Consider the following 19,509-nt stretch of genomic DNA (forward strand, 5'->3'; position numbering starts at 1 on the left):
TATAAGCAAAATATCCTTTATCCAAGCAAAAAACCATGCAAACGCATGGTTTTTAATTCCATTTCGTTAAAATGGCCGCTAGTTTATTTTTCCATTCTTTTAAATATAAACTAATATTTCTTCCGCTTTTTTGCTTTTGCATTTCATACAGGCTGGCAGACGCAATTAAGATTGTGCCTGCGATAAGCAAGTACGCCCACCATGGCATAACACCCCAAAATGGTCTTGTTTGCAGAAGTACATTTAATAGAAGCACCCCTATGCCGATGAAAAAGTAGGATTTATACCGGAAATAAAATCCGCCGATAACAGACAGTAAGGAAAGTGTCCCTAAAATGATAGCATCTGTTATAGCAGAGGTTCTCAATCCGTCAACACATAAACTAACGGCAGCAATAAGCAGGAAGCCCCATTCTGCTCGTATGATGAATTGCTTAAATGGCGCCATGATTTTTTTGCTTGCCCAAAATAGCAAAAACCATGGGAAAAGCAGAAGCTCCATTCGATAATAAACTGATATCTGCCATTCATGGAGCAATATATAATATGGCTGCAGCAACAACAGCAAAGCAAGCATTTTTACTGTCCACGTAAATTTAATGCTAACTCTTCCCTTCTGGATGTATGCAGTTAATGCCATAAGCAATCCAGGCACTGCCTTCATCCACCATACATCCACGTGCGAAAACACCAAGAAAAGGAAGGCTATAAAGCCACTGATAGTGTAGAAATCAATGGATAACACTTTTCCATTTTCAATGAGAAGGATTTTTTTATAAAGATACATACCAATACAGACAAGTGCGACACCAATTAAAGTGTAGAGAATAAAGCGGTCTGTTGGCAGAAACCCTTTTGCGTATATTAACCGTTCTGCACTAATGAACAGGAGCAGCATTGCAGGTGCGACAAGAAAATGCTTCCTGTCCAGATGCGTAATAACTAAGTATATAATCAGATAAAACAGTGTGGCAAAAAAGACTGAATAAGAAAATACTGTAAGCACTTGCCACGAAATGATTCCAATGATGCTAAATGGGATAAAAAACAGGAGCAATGATCTGCTGCTTGCGCTTAAAACAACTCTGTGCAGGAGCAAAAGTATACTTGTAAATATAAAGGCTTGTGATACGGCAGGGACACTGTCAATTACAAGCAGCTTTTCTAAAGTAAAAAATAAAAAGAAAGATAGATAAGCCCCATATTGCAGCAGCACGTTAAAATACTTCTGTTTAACAAAATAAGCACTTGCCGCATAAGCAAAAAAGCTAAAAACAAAATGAATGCTTGCGTCACTATAGTTAAACCAAACATCCAATAGTAATGCAAATGGCAAATACAAATGACCAATAAAACTTAAAGGCATTTTAAAGTCTTTGTTTTTTATAAGCACGGCGGCAGTCATTAGGAATATCCAGCCATATAGTGCTGCTTTTTCAAATAACCAGTCAGATGAATCAAATAATAGGTCAATGGCCGAAAAATAAGTAAAACAAGCTACTGCTGATACAAGCCAAGCCAATGGTTTTTCCCGTTTTTTCCTATAAAACAGGTAAAAGACAAAGATGCCTGCAGCATATACTGCTGTTCGTGCGAAATCATGAGTAGATGGTGATGTAACAGTCAGCAAGATTGAGACCATATACATGATTTGGCTAATATAAAAACCATTTATGCCTAGTTTTTGATTTTTATTAGAATACCATTTGCACACCGATAATAATGTGATACTGCCAAGTGCAGTTGGACATGCTATCCCAAGCTCTCTAATGACTGGGACAGCTGTGTATAATGCTGCAAACGCAAAATATCCGACAATAGGAATAACAATGTCCAGTAATGAAAAACCAATCATATCTACCTTTTTATATTGGATATACAATAATATTACTCCAAGAAGGATAAGCATAAATACTACTTCCCATCCTCCAAAGAAAAACATCCCGCTTCCATATGCGCAAACAGCAAGTGCCCAAATGGAGATATTTGTTGAACTTCTTTTAATTAACTGAAGCATGGAAAACTTATTAAATATCCCTAAAACTAGCAAAAGGAAAAAGGCAATGACATAGCAAGTCACTAAAAAACTGTTTAAATTGGTGACAAAATCCCATTTTACTGCAAGCTGCCACAGACTGCTTCCCCAAAGTACTGCTGGGAAATAGGCAATGATGCCATGATAGTATCGAGATAAATAAACAAATTGTGCTCCAAGCAGTAAAAACGTACAGAAAACTATAAGAGAACCATACCAAAATAGTTCTAAATGAAAAACAGCACTATACAGCAGTGACGCCAAGCCCACAGCAATACTCGTGTATTCCCATGTTTTCCCTAAGTACAAGTCATTCCTCACCAATTTGAGCAAAAGGAATACAGCTCCTAAAGCAGCAAAGGCTAATGGCTGGAAATTGAAAATAAGATCATTTGAAAAAAGCTGATATGTCCCGGCAACAGCGGTCACTGTAACAAAAAAATGATAGTCCTTTTTTTTCGTTTGTAATAAAAATAAGAAATAAACTGCACTCATTAACAAAAAGTTCCAACCTTGAAAAACAGCAGATTCATAGAAAAAGCTTAGAAAAAGGGTTGTAACTGCCATATGAACAAGCAAATATACTGGAAGCAAACGATAGTAGCTTGAAGCCCATTTGTATTTCTTCTTTATTCCCATGAACAGAATGACTGCTAAATTAAAAATAACCATCAGCAAGACAAATACATCAAGCGGCACATACAATGCTGCAAACGCAAAGGCAAAAGCTGCTGAGACAGCGATTAATACTAATATGCGAAAAATGAGCGATTCTGTTATTTGTGCACATTTATGATAGACAGGAACAAGGATAATTCCTGCCATGACACCAAATAAATATTTGCCATCCCCGGTGACTGAAAGATACAGGCCTGCCAAGCGAAAATAGCTGACTGACAGAAATCCAATTGGTAAAAACAAACCGCCTAGCACAGTAAAGGCAAAAGCAGTTTTTTCAATCTTCACAAATACTTTGGCTACATAGCCAAAGCCGAAAAACAAAATAGACACAAAGAAGATGCTCGCAGCCTTCATCCAATCTGCCATTGTGCTCCAATTGCTTGTAGCAACAAATAGCCCGCCAATTATAAGCAGAAAGACGCCGATATACAAAAGATACGAAATATTTCTTTCGCGTATTTCTTCTTTGCTGCGGATTTTTTTTGGTTTTTTCGGTTGAACCGGCTTGGAGTTTACTTGTTTCTCTGTATAGGTTGAAACCGCCGTTTTAGCCTTTTCTGCTGCTGCTAATTTTTCATCATCAACATAGCTGGTATAGCCGCCTAACACTTCATCATACGTTTGTTCCCGTATGTATCCACGCGATTTAAGCAGTGCAAGCTTAGTCAAAAATGGATTTTCTGTCATTTCTATTAACCCCTTATGATCATTTTGTACATAATGTGTAATTTTACATTATTTAATACGATATTTCAATATTATGCACAAAAGTAATAAAAAAGCCGCTTAGGTTTATGTCTAAGCAGCGATTAAGATTAATTTGAAATTTTTATATATGTGTAAGTATCTTCCGCAATATTATTTAGGAATGGACTAGGTTTATCTTTTTCTTTATAAACATACAATTCATGCATTGCTCTTGTGCAGGCAGTATAAAAAAGTTCTTTTTCGAGCTCATTCACATATGCTGAGCTGTTATAAAGGATAACAGCGTCAAATTCAATTCCTTTTGCCAAGTAGGCAGGAACAACAGAAATACCCTTTTCGTAAGAAATAGTTCCCTTTTCTAATAAGCGGACACCGCCTAATCCTTTTAAGGAGTCATATACTTCTGTACTTTCCTTTTGTGTTTTACAGATGACTGCAATTGTTTTATGACCCGCCTCTTTTAATGTCTGCAAATCTCCTTGCAAATTAGCCAAGATTACTGCTTTATCAGCAGCTTCCTTAACGACTGGCTTATTTCCATGACGGTTAAATGGCTCAATGTCATCCCCATTATGAGTTAAACTTCTAGTAAACTCGATGATTTCTTTCGTGGAACGATAACTTTTCGTTAGAGTAATTTTCTCGACGTCTTCATTGCCATCCCGTATAAATTCATCATTTCCATGTGCAAAGATAGCCTGGTTTAAGTCACCTAAAAATGTCATTTTACTGTACGGGAAAAGCTCTTTTATATAGCTGATTTGGAAAGCGGAATAGTCTTGTGCCTCATCGATAAACACTTGCCTGATGCTTGTGCTTGCTTTTTTCCCTTCAAGCTTATCCTTCAAATAGGAGTAAGGTGTTCCATCTTCATTCCAAAGCAATCTCTTTTCTAGATTCTCCGATGTATCAGTGATAATTTTGTCCCAGTCTGTGTTTGACAGCTCTGCTGGCGTTGGCGTAATCTCCCTTAATGCGTTTTTGTATATTTGGCTGTAATCGATAAACCGGAGATTTTTTATCCTTTTATAAATTGATTTAAACCGTTTGTTCACAATTACCCTGCGAAGAACAACTTCTTCTTTGTCAAAATAAGTAAACTCATCTAAGTCATTATTTTTTTTCTGTGCTTCTTTAAAGGCATTTAAATAATCTTCTTTATCCAGAAGCATCATTTCCTCATCGACCCAGCTCTGTTTTCTTTCTGTTTTCGCATGCTTGCGCATTTCTGCTTGTGCCCAGTCCTTTAGAAGCTGCATTCTATTAGGTATAGTGATATGCTCTTCGGACTCATAAAATTTCCGTTCTAATTCTTCCTTAGAAATCAGGACTTTCTTTCGGAAAGAGATATCTTTAAAAACAATCCCTTCCTGCATTAATCCTTCTACATATTTATCAAGCTCATTTTTAAAGGAAAGACTGCTCTTATATTGAATCCCTGCAAGACGGAGCTTATGGCTTTGCACATCCTCATCGGAAAGAAGAGCTTCCAGCTGGGAAAAGGGATCTTCCACTTCTAATGATTTTCCAACACGATTGACAATATACTCATGCCAAGTTGTCTGCTGCATATTCTCCTCTCCTAATTCAGGAAGAACGGTGGAGACATAGCTGTTAAATAACGGATTGGGTGAAAACAGCATGATATTATCCGATTTAAGTGTCTTACGGTGCCTGTAAAGGAGAAATGCGACACGCTGCAGTGCAGCCGAAGTTTTGCCGCTGCCTGCGACGCCTTGAACGATTAAATATTTGCTCGTTTCATTGCGGATGATTTTGTTCTGCTCCTTTTGAATGGTGGCGACAATGCTTTTCATCATCGAGCTTGCATTAGTGCCGAGCACCTCAAGGAGCAATTCGTCACCGATCGTTACGCCAGTATCAAAAAGATTTAGAATTTTTCCATCACGAATCAGAAATTGCCTTTTTAATAAAAGCTCTCCGCCAATTTCTCCTTCTGGTGTCATATATGCAGCCGCACCTGGCGAATAATCATAATAGACACTGGAAATAGGCGCTCTCCAATCATATATTAAGAAATTTTCTTCGTTTTGGTCCATCAAGGAAGTAATGCCAATATAAATGGCTTCTGCTTCTTCGCCTTCTTCCTTAAAATCAATTCGGCCAAAGTATGGTGAGTACTGCAGTTTCTCTAATGTCTTTAGCTGCTTATGTATTTGGCCGATGCTTCGCTCTCTTTCACCCAACAGTTCTGCCTGCTGTCTAAGACTGATATGCGTCTCTAAGACGTCATCAGGCTCGTCAAGGTTAACCGTGACATCTTCCCAAAAAGTTTCACGAAGGTGTCCTGCATCACCGCCAACTTCTTTTCTGTTTGCTTCTAATTTATTTATTTTTTTGCCGATTTCCTGTATTACCATATCTGCTCTTTGTTGCTCTGTTGAGATTTCTTCTATATCCTTTTTGCTCATTTTTTCTACCACTCCTTGTACTTTACTATTTGACAAGCAGGATTTTTTATGATAATATAATATTAGATAGTTATAAATATTTTTATATGTTGTTATTTATAACTTTTCAAGTATATCATAATTTTCTTTACATATCTATAGAAATCATCCCATGCTAATAAGAAGCATGGGATTTTTTGCGTTTTCATTTTTTAAATCTTCGCCGCGGTTCTTTTCAAAAGAAGCGTATCTTTTCTCTTTAAGTATACGTAATAAGCAAAGAAAAATACACCGCTTAACGCTCTCAAAACAGATGATATATTCATCGCACTGTATATATTCGTCATTTCCAGCAGCACTACACCTGCTTGGGGTGCTACAAATGCAACAAGTGCCAAAAGGATATTATAATTTGATATACTTTGACTTCTTGTTTCTTCATTGGTGCTGTCCAGCAGCTGATTAAACAATAGCAGAACCGTTCCTGACACGAATAGTCCAGCAAGGAGATTAACAGCAACTATATAAGGTAAATTAGTGGATAGCACCGTCATAAATGGAGTTGTTGCCATCCCTAACGATACAAGGACAAGCATTTTAGAATGGGAATGCTTTTCAGCCATCCTGCCCCACCATTTAAAGCTGACAATTTGTCCGATGGAGTTGGCGACAGCAAACAAACTGATCCATAAACCAGTAGCTCCAGCGTACTTTATTTGATAGATGCTGAATAATGACCAGCACATTTGCCATGCAAAATTAAAAAACAAACTGCATAGCAGAAAATATAAAAAAGGTTTATGCTTAAAAACTGTTAAACCAAACAATGATTTTTTAACAGCTGTTTTTGGTTTTTCTTTTATCGGTTCGACATGTCTTTTTAAATAGATAATTTCAACTATTCCGCAAAGGAAGGCAGCGATAAATAACAGCTGGTATGGCAACGGATTGCTTGAATCAAACAGCTGCAGAAACAAACCGACAAGGAAAGTTGATATCATTGCTACAATTGTCATAACCTTATTGCGCGTGCTAAAAAATATATTTCGCCTCGTTTCTGAAACGATATCAGCAATTAAAGCCTGCCATGATAAATTAGCAAAGGAAAAAGGCAGATTCATCAAAGCGACAAGGAGAATAAATGTCCAGCTTTGCATTGTCTCTGGCAGGAAAACAACTAATGCCATCCCAATTAGAAAGATACGCGCCATCATAAAGGAATATACTGTAAACATTTTTTTACTTTGCAGCCTGTTCATGATGACGGAACCTATAATCATCGCAAACATTCCAACAAATTGCGGCAATGAGCCGATCAGTCCAAGCTCATAGTTACTAACACCAAGAACACTAATAGCGAAAAGAGGAAAATAATTATTAGAGATATTAAGAATGAGAGTAGTATAAATCCCGTTTTTAATACTCCATTTTTCATTAGCGCTATTCACCTGTTCATGCTCATCCATTATTGAATCCATCCTTTTATCGAATAGTTTTTCCTATCAAAATTTATTTCGAATTCTGAACTTTTCCACTAGTAATAATACTCCCATCCTATCGCTGTTACAAGTACTTTTTGAGAAATAAAAGTACAATTTTTATAAAGCTTATATAAAAGGAATAAAAGCTGTTGTTTGCAAATAAAAAAGCCGTTTATCCAATTGGATAAACGGCTATACTTTTATTCGCCACTATCTGTTGTTGCATTTGTTTCTGTTTCAGACTCTGTTGAATCTTCACCATTTTTTACATAGCTGTAATCATCTCGATTAATTGGCGTGAACCCTTTTGGCGTATAGAAACGCAGCAGATCTTTATTTACGATAGCATCAGATGTTTGCAGCTCTGCTGCTGCACTTTCTGCTTGCTGTGCACATTCTTTGCTGTCTAATAAATCACCGCTATTCGTATCATAACAATTGTCTCCGATTTTTGTTACGGTCGGTGACACATAGTCTCCGTTACGGAACGGTATTGTTTCACGATGATCTTTTGACAGCAAATCAGATCCGATTTGCAGATAATCCTTTGTGTCTACGCCTAATAAATGAAGCACTGTCGGCATAACATCAACGTCGCCGCCATACTCGCTGACAACTTTTCCTTCAGCACCAGGAACGTGGATGAATAATGGGACACGTTGCAGCTGCGCATTCATTAACGGTGTAATTTCATCAACACCCATAACCTTTGCCATTGCAGTATTATGGTTTTCAGAAATACCATAATGGTCTCCGTACATGACAACCATTGTGTCGTCATATAAACCTTCTTCTTTCAAGTAGCTGAAGAATTCTTTAATCGACTCATCAAGATAATGAGCAGATTGGAAATAGTCGTTTACAACAGAATCGCCAAAATCACCAGCAGGGAAGTCCGTATCTCCTTCATCCATTTCAAAAGGATGGTGGTTAGACAATGTGATGAATTTTGTATAGAACGGCTGTTGCAATGATTTTAAGAGCGGCATGCTTTCCTTAAAGAAAGGAATATCCTTCATACCGTAGTTCTTTGTATTTTCTTCGGACATATCATAGTATTCTGCATCAAAGAAATAATCATAACCAATTGATTTGTACATTTCATTTCTGTTCCAGAAAGTCTTGTAGTTACCGTGGAACGCCGCAGAAACATAGCCTTTTGTCTTCAGGATAGCTGGAGCAGACTGCAATGTGTTTTGCGCTTTGTTCACGAACACTGAGCCTTGGCTCATTCCATACAAAGAGTTATCCATCATGAACTCAGCATCAGAGGTTTTCCCCTGGCCTGTTTGATGGAAGAAGTTTTCGAAATAGAATGTGTTTTGGTTACCAACGAGAGAATTCAAGAACGGCGTAACTTCTTCTCCGTTAAGCTTGTAGTTAATAATAAAGCTTTGCAGTGATTCAAGAGAAATATAAACGACGTTTTTGCCTTCCGCTTTTCCATAATAAACGGAATTCGGCTCTGCGAAGTTAGCGTTGATATAGTTTTGCACTTCCGTTATATCACTGCTGTCAGCAAGAGCTCTTTGGCTTTCTGAGCGGGCATTCTGCACGACATCATAAATCGTAAAGTTATATGCGCCCAAATATTTCACCAAATAGTTTCGGTCAAATGATCTGCTTAAAAGCTGTGGACGATCTGCTTCTGCAAGACCTAAGTTGATGATAAACACCAAGATTGCAAGAGCAAACACAGATTTGGCAGCTCTTCTATTTTTTTGAACTTTAGGTTTATAAACTTTCGTTGCCAGCAATACTATTAGTATAATCACATCCAGGAAGTACAGGATATCAAATATGCTCATCAGCGAGTTGATGCTGTCGCTGAGCTGGCCACCGTTCACCTTCACCTGCATAACAACAGGAACGGTGATAAAGTCTGTAAAGAATCGGTAGTACACGATATTTGCATAAAGCAATGCAGACATGATTCCACTTATGACAACTATCATGATTGATTGTGCTTTTCCTTTAATAAACAAAGCAAGTCCTATAAAGAATAAAGCAGAGCTTAACGGGTTTAAGAACAGAAGGAATTGCTGCAGTGCACCTTCGACTCCAAGGCTGAACTCAACCTTATAAGCAATATACGTTTTCATCCAAAATAAAATAATGGCGATTAAAAAGAAAGAAGAATGTTTAGAGAAAAATTTCTTCATTAATTCCGCTGTACCTTTCAATCATATTCACCTCAATTCAAGTTTGTAGCAAAAAATCCAATACTGATTTCATCGGCTTCTTACTTAGCCTTTTTTTTGTAAATTTTATTGTCTAATCCTAATACAATTAGTAAAAGCCTATGTTCAGCCTTAATCGAGATGTGTTTTGCCTTTACATCAAAATACCGTTTAAAATTATAACACAGGATGATTCAAAGAGAAATAAATAAATATGCCTTCTTTTCCACTAATATCCTTCACATAGTGTTTACAAAAAGCATATAAATTCTTCAAATTAAACCCATCTTACATTAATTACAAAAAAAATGCTAGTGAAATACTATAAGTAAAAAGAATCAAAATACTTCGTTAATCAAATTAATTTTTCCCTCCTATTTCAGGGATTTCTTTAAACTATATCTTCCAGAATTTTTCAAGTATAATAAAATAGATACTTTAGCAGGAGGAATTAGCATGAATAACTGGAACAAAGAGGAGTTCTTTGAGACACTAGAGGGCTTATTAAATATAAGCAGCCCTTCTGGCAATACCGATACCATTATTGAATACATAGAACATCAGCTGCAAGCTGACGGAATCAGCACGAAAAGAAATAATAAAGGCGGCTTGATTGCAACCATTGGTGGTAAAAGCTCAGACAAACATAGGATGCTGACTGCACATGTCGATACACTAGGAGCAATGGTGAAGGAAATTAAAGCAAATGGAAGGCTTCGTCTTGACTTAATAGGCGGCTTCACCTACAACAGCATTGAAGGAGAAAACTGCCGCATCGAAACGGCAACAGGCGATGTATACACAGGAACCATTCTGCTTCATCAAGCATCTGTTCATGTATATAAAGATGCAGCCAAGGCCGAAAGAAACCAGGCAAACATGGAAGTCAGAATCGACGAACGTGTCTCTACTGCAGAGGATGTTAAAAAATTAGGAATTGCTGTAGGTGATTTTGTATCGTTTTATCCAAGGGTAGAAATGACTAAATCAGGCTTTATTAAATCTCGTCACTTAGACGATAAAGCTAGTGTTGCAATTCTTTTGCATATTATAAAGAAACTGCAAGCTGCAACAGATACTCTACCCTATACAACTCATTTCCTTATTTCCAATAACGAAGAAATTGGCTATGGCGGAAATTCCAATATACCAGCAGAAACGGTTGAGTATTTGGCAGTTGATATGGGTGCAATGGGTGATGGCCAATCAACAGATGAGTATACTGTTTCCATTTGCGTAAAAGATGCAAGCGGTCCTTATCATTTAGGGCTCCGTAAAAAGCTGGTGAAGCTCGCAGAAGATAACAGTATTCCATACCAGCTTGATATTTACCCCTATTACGGCTCCGATGCTTCTGCTGCCATCCGATCAGGACATGATATTATACATGGATTAATTGGTCCTGGAATTGATTCATCTCATGCGTATGAAAGAACGCATTTTTCCTCGATTGAGGCAACGGCAAACTTAATTTATGCTTATGTATGGAGTGAAATGGTTAAATAACTTAAATTATTCATAAAAAAAAACAGCGGCAATGTCATTTTGCTGCTGTTTTTTTATGGACGTTCCCCATTTTGCAAGTCTTCAATCGATAAACCGAAGTCCATTTGAAAATGTGGATAATCCTTAAAGCTGATCCAATCGCCGCCCCACTCAAATCCTAAGGATTTAGCTATTTCGACAACCTCCGACCAGTCATCTTTTGAATTGCCGTTTCCGTCATATTCCATATCCCAAATGACTTCCCCATTTATATTCATTAAGGCAAAATCGATTGCCAATCCATAGTTATGATAGGATTCGCCGCCCTTAGCATTTGTCACAATATCTCCATCTGCAGTCCTGCCTTGGGCATACAGTTCATCCTGTTCCTCTGCGCTTCTGAAATCTGCCGTTATAACCACATTGATTCCTTTGTCTGCTGCTAAGCTTATTAGCTCATCTCTTTTTTTAGCAACGGTCTCATTTAGTTCTGTCGGCATTGGAACATTTTCTTTTTTTACAGGCTGCTTTTCCTGCCAGTACACAACAACAAATAGACATAAAATCAGACAAACTAAAAGGAAGCTGGCAATATTCCTGCTCTTTCTTTTATTTGTTTTTTTCAATAATTCTCTCCTTGTTTCTTCTATAATATTATTGCTTAGTTAACAAATAGCAACACATATTTATATCACCTGCTGCTGCTTAACTTTTTCGCCTCAAAATAAAGCACTTGGATAAACTTTTTCGTGTGAATTTTCACTTGCTTTGGTGAAACTTCCTGTTCATTGCTGAGCTCTGTCATCTTACACCTTATAGTTGAAAAATCAAAAAACTTTGTCGCGTAATTTTCAAATTTTGCATTAGTTGACGCACTTAAACCAATGTTCGCCCAATGGGTAATCGATTGATAAATGGCCCTCCGCACCCGCTGTTCACTAGCTTTCGTCTCTCTGTTCAGCTCAAGTGGTGATGCTGCTTCGCCAAGTCTCATAAATGACAGCTTTTCAAACAGCTCCTTTAAAGAAGGAAAATGAAGATCAAACCCATCATTTATTTCATGTTCATATAAATATTGAACCATTTCCAGTAAATCTTTACTGCCGTTTTCCCCGATGATACCAAGTTCTGACAGCAAAAACTCTGCTGATTCGACAATTTTTACACTTGCTTGAGCAACTGCTGTACCGTCTGCGGTGTTTTTCCCATTTGAAGTCAATAAACTGTTAAGTGAACAGCGAATATCATTAACGGTTTTCTCCAGCTGAATGGATTGAATCACTTTATTTATAACAGCAACTAATTCCTTTTTGTTAATTGGTTTTGTCACATAATAATCAACGCCTTCAGCATAGGCATCGCCGATTAATTCTTTTGTTTCAACTTGAGAAAGCATGATAACTTTGCCTTTAAACTCTCTGTTCCAGGACTTTATTGTTTCAATACCATCACGCTCTGGCATCAGTAAATCCATGATGACAATGTCGATATCATTAAATTGCAATACATTGCTTGTCACTTTACAGCCTGTTTCCGCTTCTCCAATAACAGAGCCAAGCTTTTCACCCTCAATGATATGCCTCATTACAGATCGGATTGCTCCATCATCATCTACTAAAAAAAATCTCATGCATTATGCCCCTTTTTCCATTTTACTAATAATGGCCAGATTTTGCAGCTATTCGCAACTGTCCTATATACTAATTAAACATGTGTACTAACTAAAAATCTATTTTGAAACTATGTTTAAGTCGCTTTTTATCAAAATAGTACTACAAATTTTCCATTTCGTTGTATTTTTTTATTTTTCTTATTATTCAGAAGTCAAATAATAAAAAAATATAGGACGCTTATTCACCGTCCATTATAGCAGGACAACCAAAAAGGACATGTGCTAAAAATCACTTTTGTGATAAAAAGCCATGCCCTAATTATCTTAGAAAGCCTCTTTCTTTATTAGCAATTAAAGCTCCTCGAGATTTCCGAGCAATACTGATATAGAAAGGAGTTCTCTATTTATTAGAAATATGATTTTACGCCTAAATAACGTGGTTTCCAGTATGAATTGCTCATATCTGTAATTGTAACACCTGTTGAAGATCCAGCATGAATAAATTTATTATTCCCCATATAAATACCAGCATGTGATGGACCAGAAGTTGTCTCATAAAACACGATATCGCCTACTTCAGGTGTTGAAACTTGAGTTCCAGCATTCCAAATTGTTGCAACTGTTCTAGGAATAGAAAGACCTACTTTTGAGAAAACATAATTAATGAACCCGCTGCAGTCAAAACCAGATGGTGTACTTCCGCCCCATACGTACGGAACACCAATATATTTTTGTGCTTCAGCAATTAATGCATCAGCTTTACTAGCTGTGTTTTGAGTGGGAGCAGTTGACTCGCCAGATGCAGGTGCCTTAACATTTAAGGCTTGTCCAACATAAATGGTGTCTGTGCTTAACTTATTCCACGTTTTTAATTGATCGACTGTAATCTTAAACTTTGTTGCGATCGACCATAACGAGTCTCCGCTGGCAACCTTGTACGTTGTCACTGTTGAAGCTGTTTCAGTAGTATTCGTAGCTGTACCTTGAGACGTGACGATCATTAATGATTGACCAACTTTAATGATATCGCTTGTCAAACCGTTCCATTCTTTAATCTTTGCTGCTGTAGTATTATACGTGACTGCAATTTTAGACAATGCATCACCGCTTTTCACCGTGTAATGAATATGAGTCGGAAGCAATGTCAGCTCTTGTCCTACCTTAATAATAGAACCATTTAAATTATTATAAGCAGTAAGATTCGCAACAGAAACATTATTGGCAGCAGAAATCTTCCATAATGTATCTCCTGATTTTACTACATACTTCTTTTCATGAGCACTTGCATTTGTTTGAAATCCGGCAAAAAATATAGTCGCTGTTGCACAAACAGTTAGCAGCTGTTTTTTCATGTAGCAGCATTCTCCTTTTGGTGTGTTGTTGTCTATCTGACTTTTATTCTAATAACTAACCTGCTAGATTCCTATGCGTAAAAGCTGGATGTTTTGGTGTTCATTTCCTTTTTTGCAGCAGCAAGTATAAAAATACTATAAACGTTCACAGAAAACAGTATATTAAGCCTAGTATTTTTCCGGATGATTACTGTATTACCATATAAAAGAAAGAAAGCGCAAAGCAAAAAAAGCAATACACTAGGAGTATATCCCTAGTGTATTGCTACTTTATCTGTCTATTAAAACAAATGATGGAACTGAGTGGTGCTTCCGCTTTGTCCTGCAATAACTTCTAATTGTACATCAATTCTTTCCTTTAACTCAGGCACATGAGAAATAATTCCAACCAATCTGCCGGAGCTTTGAATTTCCATCAATGTTTCAATTGCTTGATCTAATGATTCAGGATCTAATGTTCCAAATCCTTCATCAATGAACATGGTTTCCAAAGAAACACCGCCAGCATATGCTTGAACAACATCTGCAAGTCCCAATGCTAACGACAGGGCAGCTTTAAAGCTTTCTCCGCCTGATAAAGTTTTAACATGCCGTTCTTGTCCAGTATATTGGTCAAAGACAAGCAGCTCAAGCCCACTTTGAACATTTCCTTTCGATCTGTCCTTCTTTCTCATGAGCTGATATCTTCCGCTTGTCATCTTCACAAGCCTGCTGTTGGCCTCTTTTAATATATCATCAAGGAATGCCGCCAATACATAACGCTCAAACGTCATTCTGTATGTGTTCTGCCCTCTTGTAATATCATATAAATGACCGATAAGCTTATAGCTCTCTTCTAGTTCTTTAATTTCTTGATTGATTTTCTCCACCTTGCTCATAATTTCTTTATTATCATTTTCTTTTATGAGCAGATTTGTATGCTCCTGCTGCTTCTGGCTGATGACTTCATCCAAGTCTTTCCGTCTTGCCAACAGTGATTCCATATCAGGTGTTTTCACATCCCGAAGTATTTCGTCCAAATCATGATAGCGATCCCTAATTGAACGGTATTGTTCCTTATATTGCTGTATGCTAGCCAGCAATGCTTCAATCTCACTTGCAGGCAGCTTCGCTTGATGAAATTGTCCGTATGTGGAAAAACCTTCTCCTGTCATCTTATCCAAGAAAATTTTCCGTTCTGTTTGCAGGTTCGCAGCAATATCCTTATGCTGCTTGTCCAAGCTTTCCATAATGCCAAGTTCTTTTTGCTGTTTCGTTTTCATTTCCTGCAAGGCAGCCTGTGATTTGCTGTATGCTTCCTCCAGAAGAGCAAGCTTAGACTCAGAGGCTGAGAGCTCCTGTTTAAAGCTAGCACTGTTCCGCAGATTTTCTGGGACTGCATTCCTCATTGTATTAAGGGCTGATTCTGATTCTGTCTTTTTTAAGGTTAACTGATGAATTTGCTCTGTTGTCTTTTCCATACGAGCAGTATTTACATCCATTGCCTTTTCCAGCTCTGTAATCGTACTATCAAGCTTTTCGAGCTTGCTTGCAGAAAGCTCTAACTTGCGCTGCTCAAGCTCTAATTCTTCTGTTTCCTGTAGTACTATTTGCTTCATGTCTGCAGCAGATTTACTTACAGCATCCTGTCTAACCTCTTCTAGTTCCACTCTTGTTGCCGTCTTCTGCTCTTCTAGGAAGCTAATTTGCGAATTTGTCTGCAGCAAGTCATTTTCTGCAGCAATCTTTTCCTTCTCAATGACAGCTAAATCTGCTTTCGCACTTTTAATATCTTCCTGTGTCGGCATTGTTCCATGGTTGTTTTTAGGGTTAGGGTGATGCGTGCTGCCACAGACAGGACATGGCTTGTCTTGTTCAAGTGTTTGAGCTAAATGGTAGCTTTGTGCTGCAAGCCAGTTCTCCTCTAGTTTCTCAACAAGCGCTTTAGCATCCTCGAAGCGGGCCGTATTATGGGCTGCCAATTTCGTTTTGTTTTGGACTTCTACTGTGCGTTCTGCAATTTTATTTTCAACGGATATAAGCTTTTCAAGCTTTTCCAATAAGTATCTTTTATCTGCTAATATTCCTTTGTTTTCCAAAAGGGTAAGTTTATTTTTTTCAAGTTCTTGCTTGTTTGCTTTTAATGCTTGAACGTCTTTTTCGTGCTGGGCTTTTTCTTTTACTAGAAACTGCTTGTTTGCTTCTTGCTGGCTTATTTGCGCAGACACCTTGACTACGGCTTCTTCTAATTTAGAAAACTGCTCCACATCATGCTGGATTGTTTTTAGATAAGCAATATATTCAGACAGCTTTTTTCGTTCCGGCTCTTTATCCACTTCCTGGTGAAAAGCTTTTTCTGCTTGGATTATATTTTCGGAAATTTTTTCAAGAATAGCAGTCAAATCATTTTTTTGTTGCTCACATCTGTCCAGCTGTCTTTTTAAATGATGGCAAATTTCCTCCTGTTGGGTAAGCAATGCAGCCTTTTGGGCCAATAATGCTGTCTTTTCGTTCGTTTCGACAGCTTCGCGCTGTTGTTCGAGCTTATCTTTTTGCTCTTTCAATTCTTCCCTTAGCTTCATTTGCTTTAAAACAGCTTCTGCCTCAAACACTTTATTGTTAAGGTCATCCCGTTCTTTATGCTTTGCTTCCAATTCTATTTTTAACTGAACTGCTGTTTGCGCCATTGCTTGTAATTCCTTTTGAAGAAGCGGCATTAGGACAACATCATTATCATTACCTTGCAGAAGCAATTCTTTCAATTCATCTACAAATAGGCTAGTAATATTGGAAAGAGCAGATGCGCGCATTAACAGCTGCTGCTCCACATTCTTCTTTAGATGAGAGGATTTTTCCTTCAGCTTTTCCTCCATATATTTATATATTTCGGTATGGAAGAGACGCTGAAGAATCGCTTCCTTCTCCTTGCTGTCTGAAGTGAGAAGCTTTCTGAACTCTCCTTGTGGTATCATAAGAATTTGGCGAAATTGATTGCTGTCAATTTGCATTATCTCTTTAATTTTTTCCTCAACATCACGAATGGAAGACGCAATATTCTTTAATTCCCCATTTTCGTCATACACATATAACTCTGCTTTTGCGCCAATTGTTGTGAAGCCGTCGCCTCTTTCTTTCTTCTTCTCCTGCTGTGGTGACCTTGTGATAAGATACCGTTTATCCCTTAATTTAAAATCAAGGCTCACTTCTGTTGATAAAGAGTCACTTGCAAATTGGCTTCGCAATTCAGGGCCATTCCGGTCTTCTCCGCTTGCTTTTCCATAGATAGCATAGCTTATGCCATCAAAAATCGTCGTTTTCCCTGCACCTGTTTTGCCTGAAATAACGAACATTGTCCGAGTTCCAAGCTTAGTAAAATCGATTACTTCTGTTTTTGCATACGGCCCAAAGGCCTGCATTGTCAATTTTAGAGGCCTCATTTCAACGCTTCCTCCCTTCTGACCTGATTGATGACATCACTAATCATCTGGCGCTTTTCTTCTGTAAACTCAGCTGTTGTCATCTCTTCATAGAAGGACATAAATAAATCAAGCTCTGTTTTTCGCTTCTGGTCTTTTTCTGTTAAAGATGACTTTTTCTTTTTATCAATATTTTCTAATTTACGTTCAAGATGAAGAACGTTTGGGTACACCTGTCTCAGCTTTTGAATAGGATCCAAAATGGCTCCTTCATCTAAAATCGTTATTTTTAAATAATCATCTATTTTTTGCTGCCCATAAAAGCTTGGATCGAGCAATTCTTCCATATATCCCTCTAATTCTCGCATGTCTTTTTTTGGTGTAAAGGTATGGAAGCGCTCTGTGAAGTTGCCTTTATCATCCATTTCGATAATAGATACAGATTTACGCTGTTTTGCTTCTGAAAAGGAATACTTCATTAAACTGCCTGAATATTTAACTGATTGATGATTTAAAGCATCTGGACTGTGAAGATGGCCTAAAGCAGTGTACGAAAAAGGCGCGAACAATTCTGCACCGACACAGCCTGAACCACCAACAGACAGGACTCTTTCTGAGTCTGTTGTTTTCCCGCCTAGAACGAAGCTATGTCCTATAAGGATATTCGGTTCGCTCGCATTCAATTGAGCTTCTATTTTGCCGACGATTGCTTTCATTGCATCATGGTGATTAACGATGGAAGAATCTCCGAGAAATTCTCTTACAGTTACCGGCTCACAATAAGGAACTAAATAAAAGTTAACGCCTTTCATATGAATTGGCGCAAGGCTATTTTCGATTTTGCCGTTTAAGAAAAATTTGTTTTGTTTATACCATGAGCTTCCGAAAGACAATCGTTCTGCACTGTCATGATTGCCAGAAACAGCTAGAATCGGAATATTCAATTCAACGTTAATGGTATATAACACCTCATCAAGCAGGTTCACTGCTTCTGTAGGAGGTATGGAGCGATCATATAAATCCCCGGCAATAATAATGCCATCCGGCTGTTCTTCCTTCGCAAGCTCAACAAATTGATTAAGCATATGCCTTTGGTCCTCTGTCATATACAAACCATGAACAAGCTTTCCTAAATGCCAATCTGCAGTATGAATGAATTTCAAATCTATCACCTCAAAAAACTATATATATTAAAATTTCGTTATCTAGTATTACTATGGAGACTATCCTTCATTATAGCAAACAATTGAGTTTTGCAGTTTATGAGATTTTTTGACAATACAAATTAGGGGATGCTTCTTGTGGAAGCATCCCCTAATATATTTATGTTAGTATATTATTTTTTATTAACATTAGCAGCTTGAGGGCCACGTGCGCCTTCTACTACTTCAAATTCAACTTCTTGTCCTTCTTCTAAAGACTTGAAGCCTTCTGTTTGAATAGCAGAATAGTGTACAAATACGTCGTTTCCGTTTTCTTGTTCAATAAATCCGAAACCTTTTTCTGCATTAAACCATTTTACTTTGCCGTTGTTCATGAAAATATCCTCCTATTAGCTAAAAAGCTTCCCTTAAAATTACCATTTTATCCCGCATTTTTATTACGAATGCCAATCTTTAAAACTATGAAAAAAAGGCTGTAACACGTAAATACGTTAACTAACGGTTAATGTAAATTTAACATTTTTAGTTATTATTGTCAATAGAAAACCCTTTCATTTTTCAGATAATTACCCCAGAAATTTTATTACTATTATTTCATCCTATCTGGCAGACTATCAATTGACTGAATCATCGAGTCTAATCTTATTTCAATCCTGTACAGTAAATACATACTGACAGCGATTGGAAAGCCAGCTTCACTGATTACTGCCATCCATTCAGTCATTGCCTTCACCTCTTCTTTTAGTTAAAAAGGGACAGGAAAAAAACTGCCCCTTCTTCTGCTACAGTTCATACTCGGTAACATTTCGTTCAATTACCCGTGCACCTTTCGGGGAAATTAAATCACCATTAGCTGTAGTAAAAACGTCGGCTGCAATAATGCTGTCCATTGCCGTTTTCATAGCTTCCAAATCTATTGGCTCCTGCGGCTCACCTAAAGTTAGTTTAGACTGTTTGCCATTTGCGGCGCTAAAGGTCAATTCAAGTGTTTTCGCCATTCTTTTCA

The 19,509-nt window shown here is 37.5% G+C and carries 13 protein-coding genes; 1 reads left to right on the forward strand and 12 read right to left on the reverse strand.

Annotated elements, in window-relative coordinates; genetic code table 11:
- Positions 1–52: 52 nt before the first annotated feature.
- The 4 genes from LXM54_RS05240 to LXM54_RS05255 form a co-directional block, all read right to left on the reverse strand.
- Complete coding sequence (locus tag LXM54_RS05240) at positions 53–3,403, reverse strand: hypothetical protein (RefSeq protein WP_233314029.1); 3,351 nt, start codon at positions 3,401–3,403, stop codon at positions 53–55.
- Positions 3,404–3,531: 128 nt separating this feature from the next.
- Entirely contained in the window at positions 3,532–5,856 is a 2,325-nt protein-coding gene (helD, locus tag LXM54_RS05245; protein ID WP_233314030.1) for an RNA polymerase recycling motor HelD, read from the reverse strand.
- A gap of 191 nt (positions 5,857–6,047) precedes the next feature.
- Positions 6,048–7,301 carry an MFS transporter gene (locus tag LXM54_RS05250; RefSeq protein WP_233314031.1) on the reverse strand — a complete coding sequence of 418 codons (1,254 nt, stop codon included), beginning with the start codon at positions 7,299–7,301 and terminating at the stop codon, positions 6,048–6,050.
- 215 nt (positions 7,302–7,516) lie between these two features.
- Positions 7,517–9,478 (reverse strand): LTA synthase family protein, encoded by a 1,962-nt coding sequence (locus tag LXM54_RS05255; protein ID WP_233314760.1) that lies wholly within the window; start codon positions 9,476–9,478, stop codon positions 7,517–7,519.
- 474 nt (positions 9,479–9,952) lie between these two features.
- Here LXM54_RS05255 and LXM54_RS05260 point away from each other — a divergent pair, with 474 nt between their 5' ends.
- The gene (locus LXM54_RS05260) at positions 9,953–11,002 is read left to right on the forward strand and encodes a M42 family metallopeptidase (RefSeq protein ID WP_233314032.1); all 1,050 of its coding nucleotides are present in this window, start codon (positions 9,953–9,955) and stop codon (positions 11,000–11,002) included.
- A 53-nt stretch (positions 11,003–11,055) separates the two neighbouring features.
- Here LXM54_RS05260 and LXM54_RS05265 read toward each other — a convergent pair whose 3' ends face one another.
- The 8 genes from LXM54_RS05265 to LXM54_RS05300 form a co-directional block, all read right to left on the reverse strand.
- Complete coding sequence (locus tag LXM54_RS05265) at positions 11,056–11,607, reverse strand: M15 family metallopeptidase (protein WP_233314033.1); 552 nt, start codon at positions 11,605–11,607, stop codon at positions 11,056–11,058.
- Positions 11,608–11,672: 65 nt separating this feature from the next.
- The gene (locus LXM54_RS05270) at positions 11,673–12,611 is read right to left on the reverse strand and encodes a response regulator (RefSeq protein ID WP_233314034.1); all 939 of its coding nucleotides are present in this window, start codon (positions 12,609–12,611) and stop codon (positions 11,673–11,675) included.
- A gap of 389 nt (positions 12,612–13,000) precedes the next feature.
- A complete protein-coding gene (locus LXM54_RS05275) occupies positions 13,001–13,945 on the reverse strand; it encodes a C40 family peptidase (protein ID WP_233314035.1) in 945 nt (314 codons plus the stop codon).
- Between the two features lie 281 nt (positions 13,946–14,226).
- Complete coding sequence (locus LXM54_RS05280) at positions 14,227–17,361, reverse strand: AAA family ATPase (protein WP_233314036.1); 3,135 nt, start codon at positions 17,359–17,361, stop codon at positions 14,227–14,229.
- Complete coding sequence (locus LXM54_RS05285; RefSeq protein WP_233314037.1) at positions 17,358–18,503, reverse strand: exonuclease SbcCD subunit D; 1,146 nt, start codon at positions 18,501–18,503, stop codon at positions 17,358–17,360. The genes LXM54_RS05280 and LXM54_RS05285 overlap by 4 nt, the downstream gene beginning before the upstream one ends.
- Positions 18,504–18,676: 173 nt before the next feature.
- Entirely contained in the window at positions 18,677–18,877 is a 201-nt protein-coding gene (locus LXM54_RS05290) for a cold-shock protein (protein ID WP_233314038.1), read from the reverse strand.
- Between the two features lie 215 nt (positions 18,878–19,092).
- Positions 19,093–19,227, reverse strand: a complete 135-nt coding sequence (locus LXM54_RS05295; RefSeq protein ID WP_233314039.1) for a YvrJ family protein — start codon at positions 19,225–19,227, stop codon at positions 19,093–19,095.
- Positions 19,228–19,285: 58 nt separating this feature from the next.
- Positions 19,286–19,501: a DUF2922 domain-containing protein gene (locus LXM54_RS05300; protein ID WP_233314040.1), complete on the reverse strand. Its 216-nt coding sequence runs from the start codon at positions 19,499–19,501 to the stop codon at positions 19,286–19,288.
- Between the last annotated feature and the right edge of the window lie 8 nt (positions 19,502–19,509).

The sequence above is a fragment of the Bacillus sp. Au-Bac7 genome (assembly GCF_021341655.1).
GTDB lineage: Bacteria > Bacillota > Bacilli > Bacillales > Cytobacillaceae > Niallia.

Bases quoted from the DNA above. Each gene is read 5' to 3' on its own strand.
- LXM54_RS05240 (WP_233314029.1), bottom strand. From the start codon at position 3,403: ATGACAGAAAATCCATTTTTGACTAAGCTTGCACTGCTTAAATCGCGT.
- helD (WP_233314030.1), bottom strand. From the start codon at position 5,856: ATGAGCAAAAAGGATATAGAAGAAATCTCAACAGAGCAACAAAGAGCA.
- LXM54_RS05250 (WP_233314031.1), bottom strand. From the start codon at position 7,301: ATGGATGAGCATGAACAGGTGAATAGCGCTAATGAAAAATGGAGTATT.
- LXM54_RS05255 (WP_233314760.1), bottom strand. From the start codon at position 9,478: ATGAAGAAATTTTTCTCTAAACATTCTTCTTTCTTTTTAATCGCCATT.
- LXM54_RS05260 (WP_233314032.1), top strand. From the start codon at position 9,953: ATGAATAACTGGAACAAAGAGGAGTTCTTTGAGACACTAGAGGGCTTA.
- LXM54_RS05270 (WP_233314034.1), bottom strand. From the start codon at position 12,611: ATGAGATTTTTTTTAGTAGATGATGATGGAGCAATCCGATCTGTAATG.
- LXM54_RS05275 (WP_233314035.1), bottom strand. From the start codon at position 13,945: ATGAAAAAACAGCTGCTAACTGTTTGTGCAACAGCGACTATATTTTTT.
- LXM54_RS05280 (WP_233314036.1), bottom strand. From the start codon at position 17,361: ATGAGGCCTCTAAAATTGACAATGCAGGCCTTTGGGCCGTATGCAAAA.
- LXM54_RS05290 (WP_233314038.1), bottom strand. From the start codon at position 18,877: ATGAACAACGGCAAAGTAAAATGGTTTAATGCAGAAAAAGGTTTCGGA.
- LXM54_RS05295 (WP_233314039.1), bottom strand. From the start codon at position 19,227: ATGACTGAATGGATGGCAGTAATCAGTGAAGCTGGCTTTCCAATCGCT.
- LXM54_RS05300 (WP_233314040.1), bottom strand. From the start codon at position 19,501: ATGGCGAAAACACTTGAATTGACCTTTAGCGCCGCAAATGGCAAACAG.